This is a genomic window from Xanthomonas campestris pv. badrii (assembly GCF_012848175.1).
Classification (GTDB): Bacteria; Pseudomonadota; Gammaproteobacteria; order Xanthomonadales; family Xanthomonadaceae; genus Xanthomonas; species Xanthomonas campestris_C.
In genome coordinates this window covers 4,447,947-4,467,686 of sequence record NZ_CP051651.1, presented here as the reverse complement: position 1 = coordinate 4,467,686, position 19,740 = coordinate 4,447,947, and the positions used below count along the sequence as shown (strand labels likewise).

At 64.7% G+C, this 19,740-nt stretch carries 14 protein-coding genes; 5 read left to right on the top strand and 9 right to left on the bottom strand.

Going from position 1 to position 19,740, the window contains the following annotated elements:
• Positions 1–4 precede the first annotated feature (4 nt).
• The 8 genes from HG421_RS18940 to dnaA all read right to left on the bottom strand — a co-directional run bounded on the left by HG421_RS18940 (position 5) and on the right by dnaA (position 11,709).
• A complete protein-coding gene (locus tag HG421_RS18940; RefSeq protein WP_169707700.1) occupies positions 5–676 on the bottom strand; it encodes an energy transducer TonB in 672 nt (223 codons plus the stop codon).
• Positions 677–828: 152 nt separating this feature from the next.
• The gene (locus HG421_RS18935; RefSeq protein WP_169707699.1) at positions 829–2,025 is read right to left on the bottom strand and encodes a tetratricopeptide repeat protein; all 1,197 of its coding nucleotides are present in this window, start codon (positions 2,023–2,025) and stop codon (positions 829–831) included.
• 280 nt (positions 2,026–2,305) lie between these two features.
• Complete coding sequence (locus HG421_RS18930; protein ID WP_169707698.1) at positions 2,306–3,112, bottom strand: M48 family metallopeptidase; 807 nt, start codon at positions 3,110–3,112, stop codon at positions 2,306–2,308.
• Positions 3,113–3,457: 345 nt separating this feature from the next.
• Positions 3,458–4,294, bottom strand: coding sequence for a CPBP family intramembrane glutamic endopeptidase (locus tag HG421_RS18925; RefSeq protein ID WP_169707697.1), 837 nt, complete (start codon positions 4,292–4,294; stop codon positions 3,458–3,460).
• A 67-nt stretch (positions 4,295–4,361) separates the two neighbouring features.
• Positions 4,362–6,806 carry a DNA topoisomerase (ATP-hydrolyzing) subunit B gene (gene gyrB, locus HG421_RS18920; RefSeq protein WP_169707696.1) on the bottom strand — a complete coding sequence of 815 codons (2,445 nt, stop codon included), beginning with the start codon at positions 6,804–6,806 and terminating at the stop codon, positions 4,362–4,364.
• Positions 6,807–6,918: 112 nt separating this feature from the next.
• On the bottom strand, positions 6,919–8,025 hold the full coding sequence (gene recF / locus HG421_RS18915) for a DNA replication/repair protein RecF (protein ID WP_169708264.1): 1,107 nt from the start codon (positions 8,023–8,025) through the stop codon (positions 6,919–6,921).
• 976 nt (positions 8,026–9,001) lie between these two features.
• Positions 9,002–10,102: a DNA polymerase III subunit beta gene (dnaN, locus tag HG421_RS18910; RefSeq protein WP_169707695.1), complete on the bottom strand. Its 1,101-nt coding sequence runs from the start codon at positions 10,100–10,102 to the stop codon at positions 9,002–9,004.
• 275 nt (positions 10,103–10,377) lie between these two features.
• Positions 10,378–11,709, bottom strand: coding sequence for a chromosomal replication initiator protein DnaA (gene dnaA / locus HG421_RS18905; RefSeq protein ID WP_169707694.1), 1,332 nt, complete (start codon positions 11,707–11,709; stop codon positions 10,378–10,380).
• Positions 11,710–11,949: 240 nt separating this feature from the next.
• Here dnaA and rpmH point away from each other — a divergent pair, with 240 nt between their 5' ends.
• The 4 genes from rpmH (at position 11,950) to mnmE (ending at position 16,110) form a co-directional block, all read left to right on the top strand.
• The gene (gene rpmH / locus HG421_RS18900; RefSeq protein WP_002805908.1) at positions 11,950–12,090 is read left to right on the top strand and encodes a 50S ribosomal protein L34; all 141 of its coding nucleotides are present in this window, start codon (positions 11,950–11,952) and stop codon (positions 12,088–12,090) included.
• Between the two features lie 38 nt (positions 12,091–12,128).
• On the top strand, positions 12,129–12,566 hold the full coding sequence (rnpA, locus tag HG421_RS18895; RefSeq protein WP_169708263.1) for a ribonuclease P protein component: 438 nt from the start codon (positions 12,129–12,131) through the stop codon (positions 12,564–12,566).
• A 25-nt stretch (positions 12,567–12,591) separates the two neighbouring features.
• Complete coding sequence (gene yidC, locus HG421_RS18890; protein ID WP_169707693.1) at positions 12,592–14,313, top strand: membrane protein insertase YidC; 1,722 nt, start codon at positions 12,592–12,594, stop codon at positions 14,311–14,313.
• Positions 14,314–14,769: 456 nt separating this feature from the next.
• Entirely contained in the window at positions 14,770–16,110 is a 1,341-nt protein-coding gene (gene mnmE / locus HG421_RS18885) for a tRNA uridine-5-carboxymethylaminomethyl(34) synthesis GTPase MnmE (RefSeq protein ID WP_169707692.1), read from the top strand.
• A 147-nt stretch (positions 16,111–16,257) separates the two neighbouring features.
• Here mnmE and HG421_RS18880 read toward each other — a convergent pair whose 3' ends face one another.
• Positions 16,258–17,115, bottom strand: a complete 858-nt coding sequence (locus tag HG421_RS18880) for an acid phosphatase (RefSeq protein ID WP_169707691.1) — start codon at positions 17,113–17,115, stop codon at positions 16,258–16,260.
• Between the two features lie 196 nt (positions 17,116–17,311).
• On the opposite strand from HG421_RS18880, the gene HG421_RS18875 reads away from it, so the two are divergent.
• A complete protein-coding gene (locus HG421_RS18875) occupies positions 17,312–19,627 on the top strand; it encodes a TonB-dependent receptor (RefSeq protein WP_169707690.1) in 2,316 nt (771 codons plus the stop codon).
• Positions 19,628–19,740: the final 113 nt, after the last annotated feature.

The window sequence follows — 19,740 nt, the reverse complement described above, 5'->3', positions numbered from 1 at the left end:
GGGATCAGTTCAGAGCAAAGTTGACCGGGACGCGGACGCGGCCGGCGGCTTTCTGCCCGTTGACGGTGGAGGCGTTGAACTTCCACTTGCGTGCTGCGTCCATCGCGGCACGGTCAAGGTCGCGGTTGCGGCTGGACTTTTCGACCGACACGTTGGTCACGTTGCCGTTGGCATCCACATCCACGATCAGGATGACCTCGCCCTGGACGCCGGCACGGAATGCAGCCGGCGGGTACTTCGGCGGGTTCATGTTCTTGGACGAGATATCGACACTGGCGCCGATGTCACTCGGCGGTTGCGGCGGAGCCGGCGGGGCCGGCGGCGTGACGATATCGCTCGGACGCGGTTCGGGAACATCGACGACCGGTGCTTCCGGCGGCGGCGGAACCGGTGACGGCTTCGGCGGCGACAGATTCTTGACCGGCGGTGGCGGCTTGTCTTCCGGCGGCGGCGGCGGCGGCGGCGGCGGGGGAGGAGGCGGTGCATCCACCAGGGTGACCATGGTGGTGCGCTCCTTCTCTGCCGGAGCCTTCGGCGCCACTGCAGGGATCAGCAACATCATCAGTGCAGTGAGGTGCAGGGCAATTACAAAAGCAATACCGATAATGCGGGCCCAGCTCAGACCCTGGTTCCCGGCATCATAGTCATGCCTGTGGATAACGAGTTGTTCCGTCATGCGCCAATGGCTCTTTCAGTGGGGGCCCGGATCACTGTGATGATCCCCAGGTTTTCGGACGGCTTTGACACCGCAGGAACTCCCAAGCTTATACCAATCCCGAGTCCTGTAACCACTAAAAACACAGGGATTTCGGGGGTTTATTTTCTTTTTTACTTCAGGTTGATGATCTTCTTGGCGTCTTCGGGTTTTTTGACGCCCTTGGCGATCGCCTGCTGCGCGGCCTGCTTGGCCTCCGGGATGCGACCTTCCGAATGCAGCACCTTGGCCAGATTCAGATAGGTCTCGCCGTCCTTGGAAAGCGGTGCGGCCTTCTGCCAGTTCTCGATCGCCTTCGGCACGTCCTCGCTGTAGTAATACGACTGGGCCAGCGCGAGGTATGTCTGATAATCAGGCTTGAGGATGCCTTTTTGCATACCCTCATTGATCACCGCGATGACGTCCTTTTCCTTGTTCTCGGTGTTGGCGTAGATGGAATACAACTGCTTGTATTCCTTTTCTTCGGTCAACTGCCCGGCAGCACGCAGCTTGTCCATCACGCCGGCGGCCTTGTCCATCTGGTCGGCCTGCATGTACATGCTGGCCAGATTGAGCTGAGCCTTCTTGTCGTTCGGCGTCTTGGCGGCCAGTGCTTCGGCGGCGGCGACCGCCTCACCGGTCTGGCCGGCTTCGGCGTAGGACGCCATCAGCAGCTGGTTCCAGGTGTCCTTCGGCTCGGGCGAAGCGGCGATGGCCTGCTTCAGGACCGGGATCGCTTCCTTGTAGCGCTCGGCCTGGTACAGCGCCTGGCCCTTGAGGATCAAATCTTCCGGACGCTGCGACTTGCTCTCTTCCAGATACTTGTCCAGCGTGGCCAGACCCTCGGCCTGCTGGTCGTCCTGCATCTGCAGCTGGGCCAGCATCAGCATCGACTGGAACTGGCCGTTGTTGTCCAGCGCATTCAGGCCGATGGCCTGCTGCAGATACTTCTTGGCGCCCGCAGTGTCGTCCAGGTTGTAGGCGGCCTGCGCGGCGAGCTGTGCGGCCAGCGCCTTGTCCGCGTCGTTGGCGGCGCTGTTGGCCAGGATCTCATCGGCCTGGGCGCGCACGGCGGCGTAATCCTCGCCCTTGTTGAAGGTTTCGATCAACTTCTGCAGCTTGCTGCTCAACTTGGACGACGGCTTGATCGTCGGCGCCTGGCGGGTGGACTGCGGGTACAGCTCTTCGGCCTTGCCGCTGTTCTTGGACTTGCGGCTGGCACGCTCGGACGAGCGGTCCGACTGCGCGACCGCATCGGTGATGACAGCCCCGCCCAGGGACGCTGCGATAAACAGGGACAACAGGGCTTGCTTGCGGTTGAGCAGTTTCATGTTTCACCTCGGACGAGCCGCCGTCGGGCGGTACGAAAAGCGGAATGGACGCTGTACGAAAAATCTGAGCCGGCAAACTTAGCAGAAAGTCCCAGTTCCCGAAAACGGTTTCCATGCTGTGGTGCGGCAAACAGGATGAACGGCACTTGCTTAGGAGGGCTAACGCTACGTCATCGGCAGTGAGCGCATGGTTGCAGCGATGTGACCTGGCCCCCGGAGGGCGATTCGCGCCCGCCGGTATTGCATGGGAGCTGCGGAGCCGGCCGCCCGGGTCGCGCGATCAGCCGCACTTCGGCTTGCGCCCCGCTTGCTGCGCCTGCTGGTAGACGGGCTCGAGCTGGTTGACGTCGGCCTGCAGCTCGCGGATGCGGTTGGCCGGATCGGGGTGGGTGGACAGCCACTGCGGCTGGCGATTGCCACTGGCGGCCATCATGTTCTGCCACAGGTTGACCGCCTGGGCCGGATCGAAACCGGCCTGCGCCATCAGCCGCTGTCCGACGACGTCAGCCTCGCTTTCCTGGGTACGCGAGCCGGGTAATAGGAACACTGTCTGCGCAGTCATGCCTCCGACCTGATTGACCGCACTGGCCGCACCGTCGCCGTAGGCCGCACCGGCCAGGGCACCGATGATCCCCAGCCCGGTCTGCGCGCCGAGCTGGCGGGTGATGCGTTCTTCGTGATGCCGCGAAATGACGTGGCCGATTTCATGCCCGAGCACGGCTGCCAGTTGGTCCTGCGTCTTGGCCACGGTAAAGATGCCGGTGTTGACCCCGACCTTGCCGCCGGGCAGGGCGAATGCATTGGCTTCGTCATCGACGAACAGCGCGGTTTCCCATTTGGTCTCACGCCACTGCGGCGGCAGTTGCGCCACCAGCGCATTGACCACGCACTGGACGTAGGCGTTCTGCCTGCCGTCGGTGCTGACCTTCTCCTTGGCCTTGGTCTGCGCAAACGACTGCGCGCCTAATTGGTCAAGCTGTTCCTGCGACACGCCTCCCACTACCTGGCGACGGCCGGTCGGCGAGGTCGTGGTGGCACACGCCGTCAAGGCGAGGACGGCGACAACGATCAACAGCTTGGCGTTCATTCGATCCCCCTGTAACCCTGGAGGCCATTTTGGCAGGCTCGGCTTAACTTTTCGTCAAGCGAGCTGGAATGCCCGTAAAAACATAGTCAACGAGAGCCCAGCGCATACCGCCGACGCGCCAGACCGGCGCACGCAGGCCGTGCTTCCGTGCCGGCCAACGCCAGCGCAGGACGGTCGGATAAAACGGCTAAGGCGATGGGCCAACCGGCGGTGGCGAGATCGTCGGGGGCGATTGTCGGGATGGGGCGGACCACGCACAGGATCCGGAGCGATGACCCGTCCTGAGGACGTCCGAACCCCAGCCGCGCCCGCAGACCGGTGGCGCGGCCATTCGGTTCGCCACGCTCAGCCGAAGCCGAAGAAATACAGCGCCGCCAGGGCGGTGGCATTGTTGATGCCGTGGGCGGCGATGGGTGCCCACAAGGTGCCGGTGCGCCAGTACAACCACGCAAATGCCGCGCCCATGCTGCCGTAGACCAGCCACAGCTGGGCAATGGCGGCCGGGCCGTTGCCACTGATACCCGGCACCTCATGCACCAGCGCGAACAGCACGCCGCTGAGCACCACGCCCAGCCAGGGGCGGCCGGCGGCCAGCAGGCGGCCGAACAGCACCCGCCGGAACAGCAGTTCTTCGTACGCCGGTGCGATCAGCACCGCAAAGACCGTCAGCGCCAGTGGCCATTGCTCGATGGCTTCTTCCATCAGCGGCAGGTTGGTCGGCACCGGCTTGATGCCCAGCGCCGAGGCCGCCACGCTGACCAGGTTGCTGAGCAAAAAGACCGCCGCTGCGATCAATGCTGTCCAGCCCCAGGTAGAGCTCCGCCGTGCCGCTGCGCGCGAGGCCGCCTGCTCGCTGGCGCTGGCGCGGCGGCGCCAGTAATACAGCAACACCGCCGGCGTGGCCGTGCTGACCAGTGCGGTGAGCAATTGCACCATCACCCCGGGCTGGCCGATCGCCGCCATGACCTCGGCCGGCGAGGGCGTCAGGCCCTGCGCCTTGGCTGCCTGCACATGGGCAATGCCGCGCAACGCGCCCCATAACGCGAAACCGGCCACGCTCAGGCTCAGCAACAGGCCGATGGCAATCAGCGCATCGATGCCGAACCCGAGCAACACGGGCAGCAGCGGCAGCTTGCCCGCGGCACCGGACGGCGCCGGGGAAGAGGGGAGATCTGTGCGCATCGTCGTCCTGCGAACGCCGCATCGCCGACGCAGCACCGTGGCGCTGCGCCGGTATGACAACGGCGGCTCAGATATCCAGGTTGGAGACCTTCAGCGCATTGTCCTCGATGAAGTCGCGGCGTGGTTCCACCACATCGCCCATCAGGGTGCTGAAGATCTGGTCGGCGGCCACCGCATCCTCGATGCGCACCTGCAACAGCCGGCGCGTGTCGGGGTTGACCGTAGTTTCCCACAACTGCTCGGCGTTCATTTCGCCCAGGCCCTTGAAGCGCTGCACCTGGCGGCCCTTCTTGGCCTCTTCCAGCAACCAGCCATGCGCCTGGCCGAAGCTGGTGATCGGGTGGGATTTGTTGCCGCGCACGATCTGGGCGCCTTCGCGGATCAGACCGTTGAGGGCCAGTGCCACGTCGCGCAGGGGGCGCAGCTCGCCGCTCTCGAAGGCGGCCATCGGAACCCAGCGGGTAAGTTCTTCGCCCATGTGACGGCGGGTAACTTCCAGCGTCGCCGGGCGCTGCTCGCTCTCGGGCTGGAATTGCAACGCGTAGCGCGCGGTGCCCAGGGTGCCGCGGTTGAGCACGGCCTGCAGCGCATCCAGGGTGGGGTGCACATCGCCTTCGGCCTGCAGCTGGGCCACGTCCAGCGGCGGCAGGTCGATCAGCGCGGTGAGCAGGGCCGGATCGTAGCGATGCGCATTGCGGGCGATCGCATCGTTGGCACCGGCAAACAGCAACAGCAGTTTTTCCAGCGCCTCGCCGGTGATGGGCGGCTCGTCGGCCGCCGGGATCAGCGCTGCGCCTTCGACCGCACTGCTCGCCAGGTAGGCATTGAGCGCGGCATCGTCCTTCAGGTACAGCTCGCTCTTGCCCTGCTTGAGCTTGTACAGCGGCGGCAGGCCGATGTAGATGTAGCCGCGCTCGATCAGCTCCGGCATCTGCCGGTAGAAGAAGGTCAGCAGCAGGGTGCGGATGTGCGAGCCGTCCACGTCGGCGTCGGTCATCAGGATGATGCGGTGGTAGCGCAGCTTGTCCGGGTTGTACTCGTCGCGGCCGATGCCGGTGCCCAGCGCGGTGATCAGCGTGCCGACCTGGTCGGAGGAGAGCATGCGGTCGAAACGCGCGCGTTCGACGTTGAGGATCTTGCCGCGCAACGGCAGCACCGCCTGGTTCTTGCGGTTGCGGCCCTGCTTGGCCGAGCCGCCTGCCGAGTCACCCTCGACGATGAACAGTTCCGACAGCGCCGGATCCTTTTCCTGGCAGTCGGCCAGCTTGCCGGGCAGGCCGGCGATGTCCAGCGCGCCCTTGCGGCGGGTCAGGTCGCGCGCCTTGCGGGCGGCTTCGCGCGCGCGCGCGGCGTCGACGATCTTGCCGGTGATGGCCTTGGCTTCGTTCGGGTTCTCCTGCAGGAACTCCTGCAGGCGCGCGCCAAAGGCGTTTTCCACCGCCGGGCGCACATCCGAGCTGACCAGCTTTTCCTTGGTCTGCGACGAGAAGCTGGGGTCGGGCACCTTCACCGACAGCACCGCGATCATGCCTTCGCGCATGTCGTCGCCGGTCAGCGAGACCTTGGCCTGCTTGGCGATGCCGTTCTGCTCGATGTAGTTGCTCAACACGCGGGTCAGCGCACCACGGAAGCCGGCCAGGTGGGTGCCGCCGTCCTTCTGCGGAATGTTGTTGGTGAAGCAGTACATGGTTTCCTGGTAGGCGTCGGTCCATTGCAGGGCGACGTCGACCACGATGCCGTTGTGCTCGCCGGTCACAGAGATCACATTCGGATGCAGCGGGGCTTTGAGCTGGGCCAGATGCTCCACGAAGCTGCGGATACCGCCTTCGTAGTGGAAGTCGTCGCGCCGGCCGTCACCACGCTCATCGATCAGGGTGATCTTGACGCCGGAGTTGAGGAAGGACAGTTCGCGCAGGCGGCGGGCCAGGATGTCGTAATGGAACTCGACGTCGCTGAAGATCTCCACCGCGGGCTTGAAGCGCAGCGTGGTACCGCGCTTGGTCGAGGCTTCCAGCTGCTTGAGCGGGTACTGCGGCTCGCCCAGCGCGTATTCCTGCTGGTAGTGGAAGCCGTCGCGCCAGATGTCCAGCCACAGGTGCTCGGACAGCGCATTGACCACCGACACGCCCACGCCGTGCAGGCCGCCAGACACCTTGTAGCTGTTGTCGTCGAACTTGCCACCGGCGTGCAGCACGGTGAGGATCACCTCGGCCGCGGAGACGCCTTCTTCCTTGTGGATATCGACCGGCACGCCGCGGCCGTTGTCGGACACCGACACCGAGCCATCGACCAGGATCTTCACCACGATATCGTCGGCGTGGCCAGCCAGGGCTTCGTCGACCGAGTTGTCGACCACCTCGAAGACCATGTGGTGCAGGCCGGTGCCGTCATGGACATCGCCGATGTACATGCCGGGCCGCTTGCGGACGGCTTCCAGGCCTCGCAGCACGGTGATCTTGCTGGAGTCGTAAGTGCCGTTGGGGGTCGTCGGGGTGTTCTGTTCGTCGGTCATGCGCGTGCCGTTGGCTCCACAACACGGGCGCAGACGGCGGGAGCCGCTTCGCACCGTGGGAAAAGGGGGATAGCGCGGAAATTATACCAGTCGGCCCGCATGGGCCGTTGGCTCACTGCAGCGCGGCCTGCTGGACGAGGGCGCCGTGTTCCACGTGGAACCGGTGCAATAACCGGCCGGCTTCAGCCAACCCTGGCGGTGTCTCGGTCGCGGTGATCAGGACCTGTGCCGGGGCCTGCGCCAGCCGCTGCAGTACGCTGGCCTGGTGGTGTCGATCCAGCTCGGAGCCCAGGTCGTCCAATCCAATCACCGGCCATTCGCCACGTTCCTGGGCAAAGTCTTCGGCCTGAGCGAGCAGGCAGGCCAGGGCGGTGAGCTTGGCCTGGCCTCGCGACAGTGCATCCTTGCCGGGGAGCGCATCGAATTGCGGCGCCCAGTCGGCGCGGTGTGGCCCTTGCGAGGTGTAGCCGTTCTGGCGATCGCGCTCGCGTGCCAGCAGCAAGGCATCTGCCAGCGACACCTCGTGACGTTTCCACCCCGGCGAGAAGCTCAGCGCAGACAGGCCGAGGGACGGGGCAATGGCAGTCACGACCGGAATCAGGCGCTCCTGCAGTCGTTCGAGGTAGCGCAGTCGCCAGGAGGTGAGTGTTTCTCCCGACTCGGCGAGTTCATGGTCCCAGGCGTCCAGCATCCGAGGCTGCGCCCCCTGTTTGAGCAGGGCGTTGCGCTGCTTGAGCGCACGCGCATAGCGGCGCCATAGCGCCAGGAAGTCAGGTTCCACGTGGAACAACCCCCAATCCAGGAAGCGCCTGCGCGGTTCGCCGCCACCGCTGATCAGGACGTGGCTCCCCGGCTCGAACGTCACCACCGCAAGCGCAGCGCAGAGGGTGCCGAGCTGCGCCACATCCTCCCCGTCGAGCCGCCCGGTCCATTCCTGTCCACTGTGGCGAAGGCCTGCACGCCGCGTGCGGTCCCGTGCCGTACCGCTGCCCTCGCGCCATTCGACGAAGACCTCCAGATCGCTGGCGCCCTGCTGGATCAATCCATCGCGCACCCGGCCACGGAAGCTACGGCCGTAGGCCATCAGGTGAAGTGCCTCGAGCACGCTGGTCTTGCCTGCACCGTTGTCGCCGGTCAGCAGGTTCAGCGAGCTGGCAGGGTGGAGCTCGACCGTCTCGAATCGACGAAGTCGATGGATGGACAACCGCACTACGTGCATCGATCGGTGTACTCCGGGCTGTGATCCGGCGCATCCGGTCGCAGCGGAGGATACGTGATCGGACAGTTTACGTGCAGCCAGCGCCGGCACTCACCCGGGGATGGCCTGGGGATAACTTGGGGACAAAAAAGCAGCAAAACCCCCTGATAGCACTTATCCACAAGCTATCAGACCGAAAACCGGTCTTAAAACACAGGGTTTCGAGGCTTAAAAGTCTTTTTAAAACAGCCACTTGACATACTTTTGGGCGAAATCTGGTCCTACCATCACCACAAAGCTCTTAAGTTATTTACAGATTTAAAAGCAAAAGCAGATGTGCATAAGTCAAAACTGGCAACTTCTTGGGACGGTCGGGACCGCCTGTAGGTCTTCAATCCGATGCCTGGCGGAGCACAGCAGACACGACTTCGGTAATGCTGTCTCTTTCGCTTGTGAGACTCAGTTGGCCTCGATTCGCTTCTCGCCCGTCGTTTGGCACGCACCTAGCACGCTAGACCAACCATTGAGACTTGGTCTCTTTGGCGCTATTTGTGCCTGTAGAGTTGGTCGGCGCCTGACGCGATCGAACCAGGTACTGACGAAGCGCTACTAGTTCAAGGGATTCAATATCGGTCCCTGCGCCGGGAAACCTGGTCTTCATCATGGCCAGCGCATCAGTCATTGCATCTCGCGACAGCAATACATCGCACTGCTGCCAAGGACGTCCTGCAACAACCACTACGAGACCAGCCAGTGCTGGCTGTCGACATAGCAGCGAGCCAGGAGCGCTCATCGGCCAACGGACGCATCTAGGCTATGCGCCCACATCGAGTGACTGACACTGGTCCGGTTTGATGCACGGCAGCAGACACAATCGACCCGAAGACGTCTTCCCGTATCCGAGCTCGGCTTTGTCTGCGAGGGTCATGTCCTGGGGCCTCGCCCATAAAAAAGCCCGGCTCACGCCGGGCTTCCGTGTTCCACGTGGAACGCAGCATCAGAGACGCAGCGGCATGACCACATGGCGCGACTTCTCGCTGCTGGCCTCACGCACCAGTGCAGACGAATTTGCATCGCGCAGCTGGACGACCACGTGCTCATCGCGCAGCGCAGACAAGGCATCCAGCAGGTAGTTCACGTTGAAACCGATGGCCAGGTCGTCGACCTTGGTGTCTGCCTCGATCTCTTCCTGCGCCTCTTCCTGCTCGGGGTTGTGGGCACTGATCTTCAGCTGACCCGGCGACACTTCCACGCGCACGCCGCGGTACTTCTCGTTCGACAGGATCGCCGCACGCTGCAGCGAAGCACGCAGGGCTTCGCGATCCACCTTGACCTCGCGGTCGGCGCCGATCGGAATCACTGCCTCGTAATCCGGGAAGCGCCCGTCGATCAGCTTGGAGGTGAAGGTGACATCGCCGCGCTTGACGCGGATATGGCTCCGACCGACTTCCAGTTCCACCTCGCGATCAGCCGCCTCCAGCAAGCGCAGCAACTCGGTCACGCCCTTGCGCGGCACGATGATCTGGCGCTTGGCGCCGCCGGATTTCTCCAGCTCGGTTTCGCACAGGGCCAACCGGTGGCCGTCGGTGGCTACGCATCGCAGCAAGCCATCACGCAGGTCGAACAGCAGGCCATTGAGGTAGTAGCGCACGTCCTGCTGCGCCATCGCGAACGCAGTGCGCTCGATCAGCTCCTTCAAGCCCGCTTCCGGCACGGCAACGCGTTCGGTCGCTTCGACTTCGTCGACCGACGGGAAGTCGTTGGCGGGCAGGGTGGCCAGCGTGAACCGGCTGCGTCCTGCCTGCACCGTGACCTTGTCGCCGGTCTGCGAGATGGTGACGCGGCTGCCATCGGGCAGGGCGCGCAGGATGTCGAACAGTTTGCGCGCCGGGATCGTGGTTTCACCGTCCTGCGCGTCTTCCACCATCGTGCGCGAGATCATTTCCACTTCCAGATCCGTGCCGGTCAACGACACCTGCCCGTCCTTCACCTGCACAAGCAGGTTTGCCAGAACCGGCAAGGTTTGACGGCGTTCGACCACATTGACCACCTGGGCCAACGGTTTGAGGAAGGCTTCGCGCTGCAGTGTAAAACGCATTTGGTTCCGTGCCCCTATGCTTTAAAAATAATGGATAAATCAAAAGCTTGGTGGTGATGGTAGGGCCGTTTTCAGCGGATAACCACCATAACGCCTTGTTCCTAAAGGAATTTCAGCGCCCGAAAGCCGTTGGACTACTGCCCCTGGTGTTGAGGTAAAACCTGTGGGTAGTTTTCCGTACGAACCACGGCGCAACGTTATCCACAGATTCTCCCGCATTTGACCCCAACTCATCCACGCTTTTTTCCAAGCATGGCGAAAAGGGCGTCAAACCCTCACTCGCTGAGCTTGCGGATCAGCTTTTCCCAGTCCTCGCGCAGCTTGCCGTCGGCCTCCATCAAGGTGCGGATCTGCCGGCAGGCATGCAGCACGGTGGTGTGATCGCGGCCGGCAAATGCGTCGCCAATCTCGGGCAGGCTGTGTTCGGTGAGTTCCTTGGCCAGCGCCATCGCCACCTGGCGCGGGCGCGCCAGCGAGCGGGTGCGGCGCTTGGACAGCAGATCCTTCATCTGCAGACCGTAGTAGTCGGCCACGGTCTTCTGGATGTTGGGGATGCCGATCGCCTGTTGCTGCGCGCGCAGCAGGTCGCGCAGGGTCTCCTGGGCGAATTCCACCGTGATGGCGCGTCCGGTGAAGTTGGCGCGGGCCACCAGGGTATTGAGCGCGCCTTCCAGGTCGCGCACGTTGGAGCGCATCTTCTTGGCGATCAAAAACGCCACGTCGTCGGGGATGTCGGCACCGCGTTCGCGCGCCTTGGCCAGCACGATGGCGGCGCGGGTCTCGAAATCGGGCGGGTCGATCGCCACCGACAGGCCCCAGGCCAGCCGCGACTTCAGTCGCGGCTCCAGGCCCTCGACTTCGCGCGGGTAGCGATCGCAGGTCAGGATGATCTGCTGGCGGCCGTCGAACAGCGCGTTGAAGGTGTGGAAGAACTCCTCCTGCGTGCGGTCCTTGCCGGCGAAAAACTGGATGTCGTCGATCAACAGCGCATCGATCTGCTGGAACTGGCGCTTGAACTGGTCCATCGCCTTGTCCTGCAGCGCCCGGATCATCGCGCTGAAGAACTGCTCCGAGCGCAGGTACATCACCTTGGCGGCCGGGTTGGCCTGGCGCAGCGCGTTGCCGGCGGCAAACATCAGGTGGGTCTTGCCCAGACCGGTGCTGCCGTACAGCAGCAGCGGGTTGTGCGCACGGTCGCCGGGCTTCTGCGCGGCCTGGATCGCTGCTGCCAGGCCGAGCTGGTTGCTGCGGCCTTCGACGAAATTGGCAAAGGTGTAGTGCGAATCCAGGTTGCCCGCGAACGGCACGATCGGCGCGGCGGCGACCGGCGCGCTGGGCGTGGCGGTCGGTGCGGGCAGCGGTTCCGGCGCACGCGGTCGGGACCCCACCGCCAGTGCCACCTCGCCATTGCCGGCGAAATAGGCCAATAGCTCGCGGATGCGTGGCAGGTAGCGTTCGCGGACCTGGTCGACGATGAAGGCATTCGGGGCGTACAGCACGATGCTGTCGCCGCGATCTTCGGCTTGCAGGGGTTTCAACCAGGTGTGGACATCTTCGGGCGGGAATTCGGCTTCGAGACGTTCCAGACAGCGGGGCCAAGCATCCATCAAAGTGTGATCATCTGTTGCTGGCTGCGGCGCGCAGCAAGGCGCCGTGCACGCAGCCCGGAAGTGAAAAGAGGATGGACCAGCCTAGCACCGCAGGCCGGCTTTTCCCAGACTTATTCACAGGTCCATCCACAGGATGCAGGTCTGTTCGTCATGGTGAGAGCACCAGGGGAGTTGACCCGGACCGATGCGGTCCTATAAAATTTCCGGTTCACCGTTTCCATTCATGCAGAGGGCCCCATGGCCACCAAGCGTACTTTCCAACCCAGCAACCTGAAGCGAGCACGCGACCATGGTTTCCGCGCACGTATGGCAACCGCCGACGGCCGCAAGATCCTGGCTCGCCGCCGCGCCAAGGGCCGCAAGCGCCTGAGCGCTTGATTGCCGCGCCGCTCCCTGCGGCCGAGGCAGTTCCTACCGTGAATGTATCGAACCCGTGCAGGCGATTTCCTCGCTCTGCGCGGGTTCGTACGCGTGCGCAATATACGCTTGTCTTCGACACTGCGCGTCGGACCTCCGATCCGCTGCTCAGCCTGCATTGGCGCACTGGCGATACGCCGCCGCGCCTGGGCATGGCCGTGTCGCGCAAGGTCGATACCCGTGCGGTCGGTCGTAACCGCATCAAGCGCGTCCTGCGCGATGCGATGCGCCACCTGCTGCCCGAGCTGGCCGGCGGCGACTACGTGATTGTGGCGCGTTCGGCAGCCGCCAAGGCGACCAATCCACAGATTCGCGACGCCTTTGTGCGTCTGCTGCGCCGTGCCGGCGCATTGCCCCTGCCTGCCGCGCCCGGCACAATGCCGCCCGCCAGGACGATGCACCCATCCTCCCTTTCCCCGACAGAGCCGGAACTGTAGTTCCGACTGAGCGAGTTGCTGCCCGATGAACCAGACCCGTGTTTTCCTGATTTTTGCCTGGCTGATGGTCGCGGCGCTGCTGTGGATGGAGTGGGGCAAGGACAAGGCAGCGGCGAATGCACCCGCTGCGGTGGCCACCCAGACGGTGCCGGCGGCACGCGATCCCGATGCGGCGGCCACGCCCGCCAATGTGCCCAGTGCACAGGCCATTCCGCAGGCAGGCGCTCCGGGCGCGGTGCCGTCCACCAGCACCGCGACGGCCACGCCGACTGCCGCCGATGCCGCGCCGGTGGTGACCCTGACCTCGGACGTGCTGCGCCTGAAGCTGGATGGCCGCAGCGTGCTGGATGCCGAGCTGCTGCAGTTCCCGCAGACCAAGGACGGCACTGCGCCGGTCAGCCTGCTGACCGAAGATGCGGCGCACCCCTATAACGCCACCAGCGGCTGGGCCAGCGAGCACTCGCCGGTGCCGGGCGTGGGCGGCTTCCGCGCCGAGCAGCCGGGCACCAGTTTCGAGTTGGCGAAAGGCCAGAACACCCTGGTGGTGCCGTTTATCTGGAATGGCCTCAACGGCGTGTCGATCCGCCGCACCTTCACCCTGGAGCGCGGCCGCTATGCGATCTCGATCAAGGACGAGGTGATCAACAAGAGCGGCGCGGCATGGAACGGCTATGTGTTCCGCAAGCTGAGCCGGGTGCCGACCATCCTCAGCCGCGGCATGACCAACCCGGACTCCTTCAGCTTCAACGGAGCGACCTGGTACAGCCCGCAGGAAGGCTACGAGCGCCGCGCGTTCAAGGACTACATGGACGACGGCGGCCTGAACCGCCAGATCACCGGCGGCTGGGTGGCGCTGTTGCAGCACCACTTCTTTACCGCATGGATTCCGCAGAAGGACCAGGCCTCGCTATACGTGCTGGCCCAGGACGGCCCGCGCGACGTGGCCGAGTTGCGTGGACCGGCATTCACCGTGGCGCCGGGCCAGACCGCCAGCACCGAGGCACGCCTGTGGGTGGGCCCGAAGCTGGTCAGCCTGATCGCCAAGGAAGACGTGAAGGGGCTGGACCGCGTAGTCGACTACAGCCGCTTCTCGATCATGGCCATCATCGGACAGGGCCTGTTCTGGGTGCTGAGCCACCTGCACAGCTTCCTGCACAACTGGGGCTGGGCCATCATCGGCCTGGTGGTGCTGCTGCGTCTGGCGCTGTATCCGCTGTCTGCCGCGCAGTACAAGTCCGGTGCCAAGATGCGTCGCTTCCAGCCGCGCCTGGCGCAGCTGAAGGAGCGCTACGGCGACGATCGCGTCAAGTACCAACAGGCGACGATGGAGCTGTTCAAGAAGGAAAAGATCAACCCGATGGGCGGCTGCCTGCCGCTGCTGATCCAGATGCCGATCTTCTTCGCGCTGTACTGGGTGCTGGTGGAGTCGGTGGAATTGCGTCAGGCGCCGTGGCTGGGCTGGATCCAGGACCTGACCGCGCGCGACCCGTATTTCATCCTGCCGGTGCTCAACATCGCCATCATGTGGGCGACACAGAAGCTGACCCCGACCCCGGGCATGGACCCGATGCAGGCCAAGATGATGCAGTTCATGCCGCTGGTATTCGGCGTCATGATGGCCTTCATGCCGGCCGGCCTGGTGCTGTACTGGGTGGTCAACGGCGGCCTGGGCCTGTTGATCCAGTGGTGGATGATCCGCCAGCACGGCGAGAAGCCGAGCAAGATCATCCAGGCCAACGCCAAGTAAGTCACGAGGGCCCGCCGCAAGGCGGGCTTTCTGCATGCGGGCCAGCAGTTGTCAGCGCCAGCGCCGCAATCCGGCTGTGTGGATTGCCGCCAGCAACCACATGCCGAAGTGGCATGTTGGCAGGAAACACCCTTAGAACCGGTCCCTCGTGCGCGATGGTCTATCGCACTGTTGGCGCTGCCTGTGCTGTAGCCGGCGATTGCGCCAGGTTCGCAGGGCCTACTTCACGTCTGTGGAGCTGCAACCGCAAACGGCGGCGCTGTGCAGGCGCGTGTCGCTGCAGTCGACTTGATCCGGCGACGCTGAGGAGCGGCATACAGGTGCCAGAAGGAACACGGGTGTCGAACGCGCGTGCAGTTACGCGTGACGCACGCGCCCGCAGTGCATCGTTGCCCACTACCGCGCTGTTCTGAGAGCCGCGCTTATGCTTTGCAATCCAGGTTGGAGCCAGTGCCCATGTCCTTTGCTACATCCACCATCGTTGCCATCGCCAGTGCGGCCGGGGTCGGGGGCATCGGAATCGTGCGATTGTCAGGCCCGCAATCGGTGCAGATCGCCGCAGCGCTGGGCGTTGCCGGCCTGCAACCGCGGCACGCGCGTTACGCACGCTTTTGCGATGCGCAGGGCGAGGTGATCGACGATGGCATCGCGCTGTGGTTCCAGGCGCCACGCAGTTTTACCGGTGAAGACGTGGTGGAGCTGCAGGGCCACGGCAGCCCCGTGCTGTTGCGTCAGTTGGTCGCGCGCTGCGTTGCGCTGGGCGCACGCCAGGCGCGTGCGGGTGAGTTCAGCGAGCGTGCCTTCCTCAACGGCAAGCTCGACCTGGCCCAGGCCGAGGCGATCGCCGACCTGATCGCTGCAGGCGACGTGCGTGCCGCACGTGCCGCGCGGCGTTCGCTGGATGGCGTGTTTTCGCGCCGCATCGAGGCGGTGAGCGAGCGGCTGACGCGACTGCGCGTGCATGTGGAGGCGGCGATCGATTTCGCCGATGAGCCGCTCGATACCCTGGGTGGAGCGCAGGTGCGCGCAGGGTTGGAGCAGGCCCGCGCCTTGCTGGCCCAGTTACTGCGCGATGCCGAGCGCGGCCGCAAGCTGCGCGATGGCCTGCACGCCGTACTGATCGGCCCACCCAATGCCGGCAAGAGCTCGCTGCTCAATGCATTGGCCGGCAGCGACCGCGCCATCGTCACCGATGTCGCCGGCACCACCCGCGATACCTTGCATGAAGCCATCCAGCTCGATGGCTTCGAACTGACCCTGGTCGATACCGCCGGCCTGCGCGAGGGCGGCGATGCGATCGAGCGCGAAGGCATGCGCCGCGCGCGCGCCGAGCTCGAACGTGCCGACCTGGCACTGGTGGTGCTGGATGCGCGCGACCCGCAGGCTGCGCGTGAGGCGATCGGCGATGCCATCGATGCCGTGCCCCGCCAGCTGTGGATCCACAACAAATGCGACCTGCTGGCCGACAGCACGCCGTTGGGTAGCGATGCGATTGCGGTGTCGGCCATCACCGGACACGGGCTGGAGCAACTACACACACGGCTCCGCGACCTGGCACTTGGCGATGCAAGCGACAGCGCGGACGGCGAATTCTCCGCGCGCACCCGCCATGTGGAAGCGCTGCGCCGCGCCGAACACCACGCCGATGCCGCCGACCTGGAACTGGGCTTCGAACAACTCGAACTGGCCGCCGAAGAACTGCGCCTGGCGCATGCAGCACTGGGCGAGATCACCGGCAAGATGAGCGCCGACGAGCTGCTGGGCCAGATCTTTTCGAGCTTCTGCATCGGCAAGTGAAACGACGTGGCGATGTTGAATTCGCCATCCGGACCACCTTGCGTCCCTGGAACGTCGTCTGACGACGGCGTGGCCTGGGGGCGTTGAGCGCATCGGCGTCATGCATCTATCGACGGGCAATGCGTGGAAGCTCCACGCTGGGGTACGTTACATCACGCCCGGTAATGCGGTCTGCAATGCGGCGTTCTCTGCGGCACAGGCTGTTGCAGTAGCGGCAGGCAACGGCGTTGCGCGCGCTTTTTCGATCTCGCGACGGGCAGCGGCCAGGTCTTTCTCGAATGCTGGATCGCCATGCAAGGCGGCAACGGTGGCCGCGCCCATGATGCGGCCCTGCAGGACATCGCTCTGCCAATGCACGTTGCAGACCAGGCGGCTGTCGCCGAAGGCACGGCCGCGTGCCAATAGTGCATCGCGTTGGGCCGGAGCGATTTCCGACAGGATCAATCCCCAGGCCCAGCCGACGGCGGTGTGGCCGGACGGATAGGAGCCATTCTTGCGCAGGCTGGCGTCGTCGTCAGGCGTGCACATCGGTTGCGCGTTGCGCATGAACGGACGCGGACGGTGATAGTGCGCCTTGGCGGCGCTGGTGCTGGTGCTGGCATCGCGCATGCTGCGTTCGAGCAGGCGCAGCAGGTGCGGCGTACCGGCCTGGTCGACCTGCACGCCGAGCGCGCAGCGGAAGGCGCTTGCGGCGGCAGGAAAGCTCAGCACGGCATCCTGTGCGGCCAGATCCCAACGCGGTGTGTCGCGCAACGCCAGCATGGCCTTGGCGACGGCTTCGTCGTTGGCGAGCGCAGCGCTACCGTCCGCCGGTGGCGGTGGCACCAGGCGCAGGCTGTCGGGCAGCTGTGACGTGTCCAGGTAGCCGCGGGCGTCGGTGGCAATCACCGAGCCTGCCGGCGCGGCCGGTTGCCGTGCACCCGCCATGCCGCTGCCGAGCAGTAGCGCGGCGATGGCGACGCCTGCCAGCGTCGGTTGCCAGTGGCGGGCAATGCGGTGGGACATGGGCAACTCCTCGGTATGGCACGACTGCAAGAGCGCGCAGATTACGACGTGCAGATGACAGCTGCACGCCTGCACGACGCAGCTGCGGCGCGGCATGCGCACCGACTGTCGCGGCACTGTCATCTGGTCGTCGTATCGACGCAAGACAGCTGTCGCACGCTTGCCGCCATCTTTTGACTCATCCCCCACGCCTCCCATGCCCAAGACCCATCTCCTCAGTGCTGCCGTGCTCGCCGCGCTCGTGTTGTCGCCGGCCGTGCAGGCGGCCGATACACCGGCCGACGTAGCGGCCGATGCCTCCGCCGCCGCGGACACCGTGCAGCAGCTCGATGCGGTGTCGGTGATCGGCCAGGGCGAAACCCGCCAGGTGCAGCGCATCACCGCCCAGGACATCCCGGTGCTGCCGCCGGGCACCAGCATCCAGAAGCTGCTCAACCGCATGCCGGGTGTGAACGTGCAGTCCAACGACGCCTTCGGCGCCAACGAAGAGTCGCAGACGATCAGCCTGCGCGGCTTCAACGGCACGCGACTGGGTTACACGCTCGACGGCTTGCCGCTGGGCGACAACGCCTATGGCAACTACAACGGCCTCAACATCAGCCGCGCATTGATTGCGGAAAATTTCGGTGGTGTGGAGCTGGCCTCGGGCATCGGTGCGTTGGGCACCGCGTCCACCAGCAACCTGGGTGGCACCATCCAGTATTACTCGGCCGATCCGTCCAGCGTGTTCGGTGGACAGGTGTCGCAGACCGTGGGTTCGGACGCCAACCGCCGCACCTTCCTGCGCGTGGACACCGGCGATTACAACGGCTTTTCGGCGTACCTGTCCGGCATCAATGCAGAAGCGGACATGTGGGCGCGCCCGGAATCGCCGACCACCACGCGGCAGTTCAACGCCAAGGGTGTGTATCAATTCGATGGCGGCAAGCTGACCGCCTTTGCCGATACCTCGCGCACCTCGCAGGCGGATTATTCCTATCTGTCCAAGAGCGGCATGGCGCGCGGCCTGGGCTGGGACTGGAACCTGTACGCGCCGGACTGGAACCGCGCCCTGGCAGCGGCGTACTGCGCGCCGGCCACACGCAATGCGGCGCGCTGCGGCTTCAGTGGCGGCGTGGACAACATCGACGATGCGTACTACCAGAGCCGCGCGCTGCGCGACGACGACCTGTTCTACGTGGCCGGCGACTTCCAGCCCAACGAGGCGATCAGCCTGCACACCCAGGTCTATCACCACGAAAACAAGGGCCAGGGCCACTGGTGGTCGCCGGGCCAGGCCTCCAATCCGGGCACGCCGCAGGCACTGCCGATCTCCATCCGCAGCACCAACTACTGGATCAACCGCACCGGCGGCATCGCCTCGCTGGGCTGGGACCTGGGCCCGCATCATCTGGAAGCCGGCCTGTGGTACGAGCGCAACCACCACGATGTGGAGCGCAACTTCTACTGGATCGATGGTCCGGTCAGCGACGACACGTTCCTGCAGAATCCCAATCGCCGCTTGTTCTCGCAGAACTACATCATCACCACCCGGCAGTTCTACGTGCAGGGCAACTTCAAGTTCCTGGACGAGCGTCTGAGCCTGGACCTGGGCATCAAGAGCCCGAGCACCGAAATGACCGCGCGCGAGACGCCGGGCGTGGCGGTGGAAGCACCGGTGGCGACCGGCTCGCTCAAGGCCAGCGAATCGGTGTTGCCGCAGGTCGGGCTGGGCTATCGCCTCGCCGAGGGCCAGGAAGTGTTTGCCTCGTACGCGGAGAATATCGCCGCGTTCCAGGGCGGCGGTGCCGGTGGCCCGTTGCTGGTGACGCAGGCGTCTTTCGATGCCAGCGTGGGCGCGCTGGAACCGGAAAAGTCGCGCACGCTGGAAGCCGGTTACCGCTTCGTGCGCGATCACTTCGAGGCCTCGCTGGTCGGCTACGACGTGACCTTCGACAACCGCCTGCTCTCGCTCAACCCTTGCGCCAGCATCCAGCAGGGCACCACGCCGGCCTGCACCACGCGCTTCTTCAACGTGGGCTCGGTGAGCAGCCGCGGTGGTGAGCTGACGGTGATCTGGAAGCCGACCAGCTACCTGCAGTGGTACAACTCGGCCTCGATCAACCGTTCCACCTATGACGACAACTACGTGCAGAACGGCGTAGTGATTCCCACTGCCGGCAAATACACCGTCGACACGCCCAAGCGCATGTTCGCCAGCGAGCTGGCCTTCAACTATGGTCCGTGGAATCTCAACCTGCGGGGCAAATACACCGGCGAGCGCTTCTACACCTACACCAACGACCAGGGCTTCGGCGGCTACACCGCCTTCGACGCCGGCGCCGGCTATGCATTCGGCCAGGTCGGTGTGCTGCAGGCGCTCAAGCTCTCGCTCAATGTCACCAACCTCACCGACAAGCGCTACGCCTCCAACCTCACCGCGTTCGCCAACAGCGATCCGAATGGGCGGCAGTTGGCCTTCCACGCCAGTGCGCCGCGTCAGGTGTTCTTGACCTTGGACGCGAAGTTCTGAGGATGGGATTAGGGAATCGGGATTTGGGAATCGCAAGAGCGGGTTTTGCTGTTGCTCACTGACGTCTGATTTCCGAGGTCCGTCGACGCGGACCGGGTAGAGTGGGCAATAAG

What these genes read in the sequence shown, in the direction of transcription:
- HG421_RS18940 (WP_169707700.1), bottom strand. Translation starts at nt 676, where the DNA reads ATGACGGAACAACTCGTTATCCACAGGCATGACTATGATGCCGGGAAC.
- HG421_RS18935 (WP_169707699.1), bottom strand. Translation starts at nt 2,025, where the DNA reads ATGAAACTGCTCAACCGCAAGCAAGCCCTGTTGTCCCTGTTTATCGCA.
- HG421_RS18930 (WP_169707698.1), bottom strand. Translation starts at nt 3,112, where the DNA reads ATGAACGCCAAGCTGTTGATCGTTGTCGCCGTCCTCGCCTTGACGGCG.
- HG421_RS18925 (WP_169707697.1), bottom strand. Translation starts at nt 4,294, where the DNA reads ATGCGCACAGATCTCCCCTCTTCCCCGGCGCCGTCCGGTGCCGCGGGC.
- gyrB (WP_169707696.1), bottom strand. Translation starts at nt 6,806, where the DNA reads ATGACCGACGAACAGAACACCCCGACGACCCCCAACGGCACTTACGAC.
- recF (WP_169708264.1), bottom strand. Translation starts at nt 8,025, where the DNA reads ATGCACGTAGTGCGGTTGTCCATCCATCGACTTCGTCGATTCGAGACG.
- dnaN (WP_169707695.1), bottom strand. Translation starts at nt 10,102, where the DNA reads ATGCGTTTTACACTGCAGCGCGAAGCCTTCCTCAAACCGTTGGCCCAG.
- dnaA (WP_169707694.1), bottom strand. Translation starts at nt 11,709, where the DNA reads ATGGATGCTTGGCCCCGCTGTCTGGAACGTCTCGAAGCCGAATTCCCG.
- rpmH (WP_002805908.1), top strand. Translation starts at nt 11,950, where the DNA reads ATGGCCACCAAGCGTACTTTCCAACCCAGCAACCTGAAGCGAGCACGC.
- yidC (WP_169707693.1), top strand. Translation starts at nt 12,592, where the DNA reads ATGAACCAGACCCGTGTTTTCCTGATTTTTGCCTGGCTGATGGTCGCG.
- mnmE (WP_169707692.1), top strand. Translation starts at nt 14,770, where the DNA reads ATGTCCTTTGCTACATCCACCATCGTTGCCATCGCCAGTGCGGCCGGG.
- HG421_RS18880 (WP_169707691.1), bottom strand. Translation starts at nt 17,115, where the DNA reads ATGTCCCACCGCATTGCCCGCCACTGGCAACCGACGCTGGCAGGCGTC.
- HG421_RS18875 (WP_169707690.1), top strand. Translation starts at nt 17,312, where the DNA reads ATGCCCAAGACCCATCTCCTCAGTGCTGCCGTGCTCGCCGCGCTCGTG.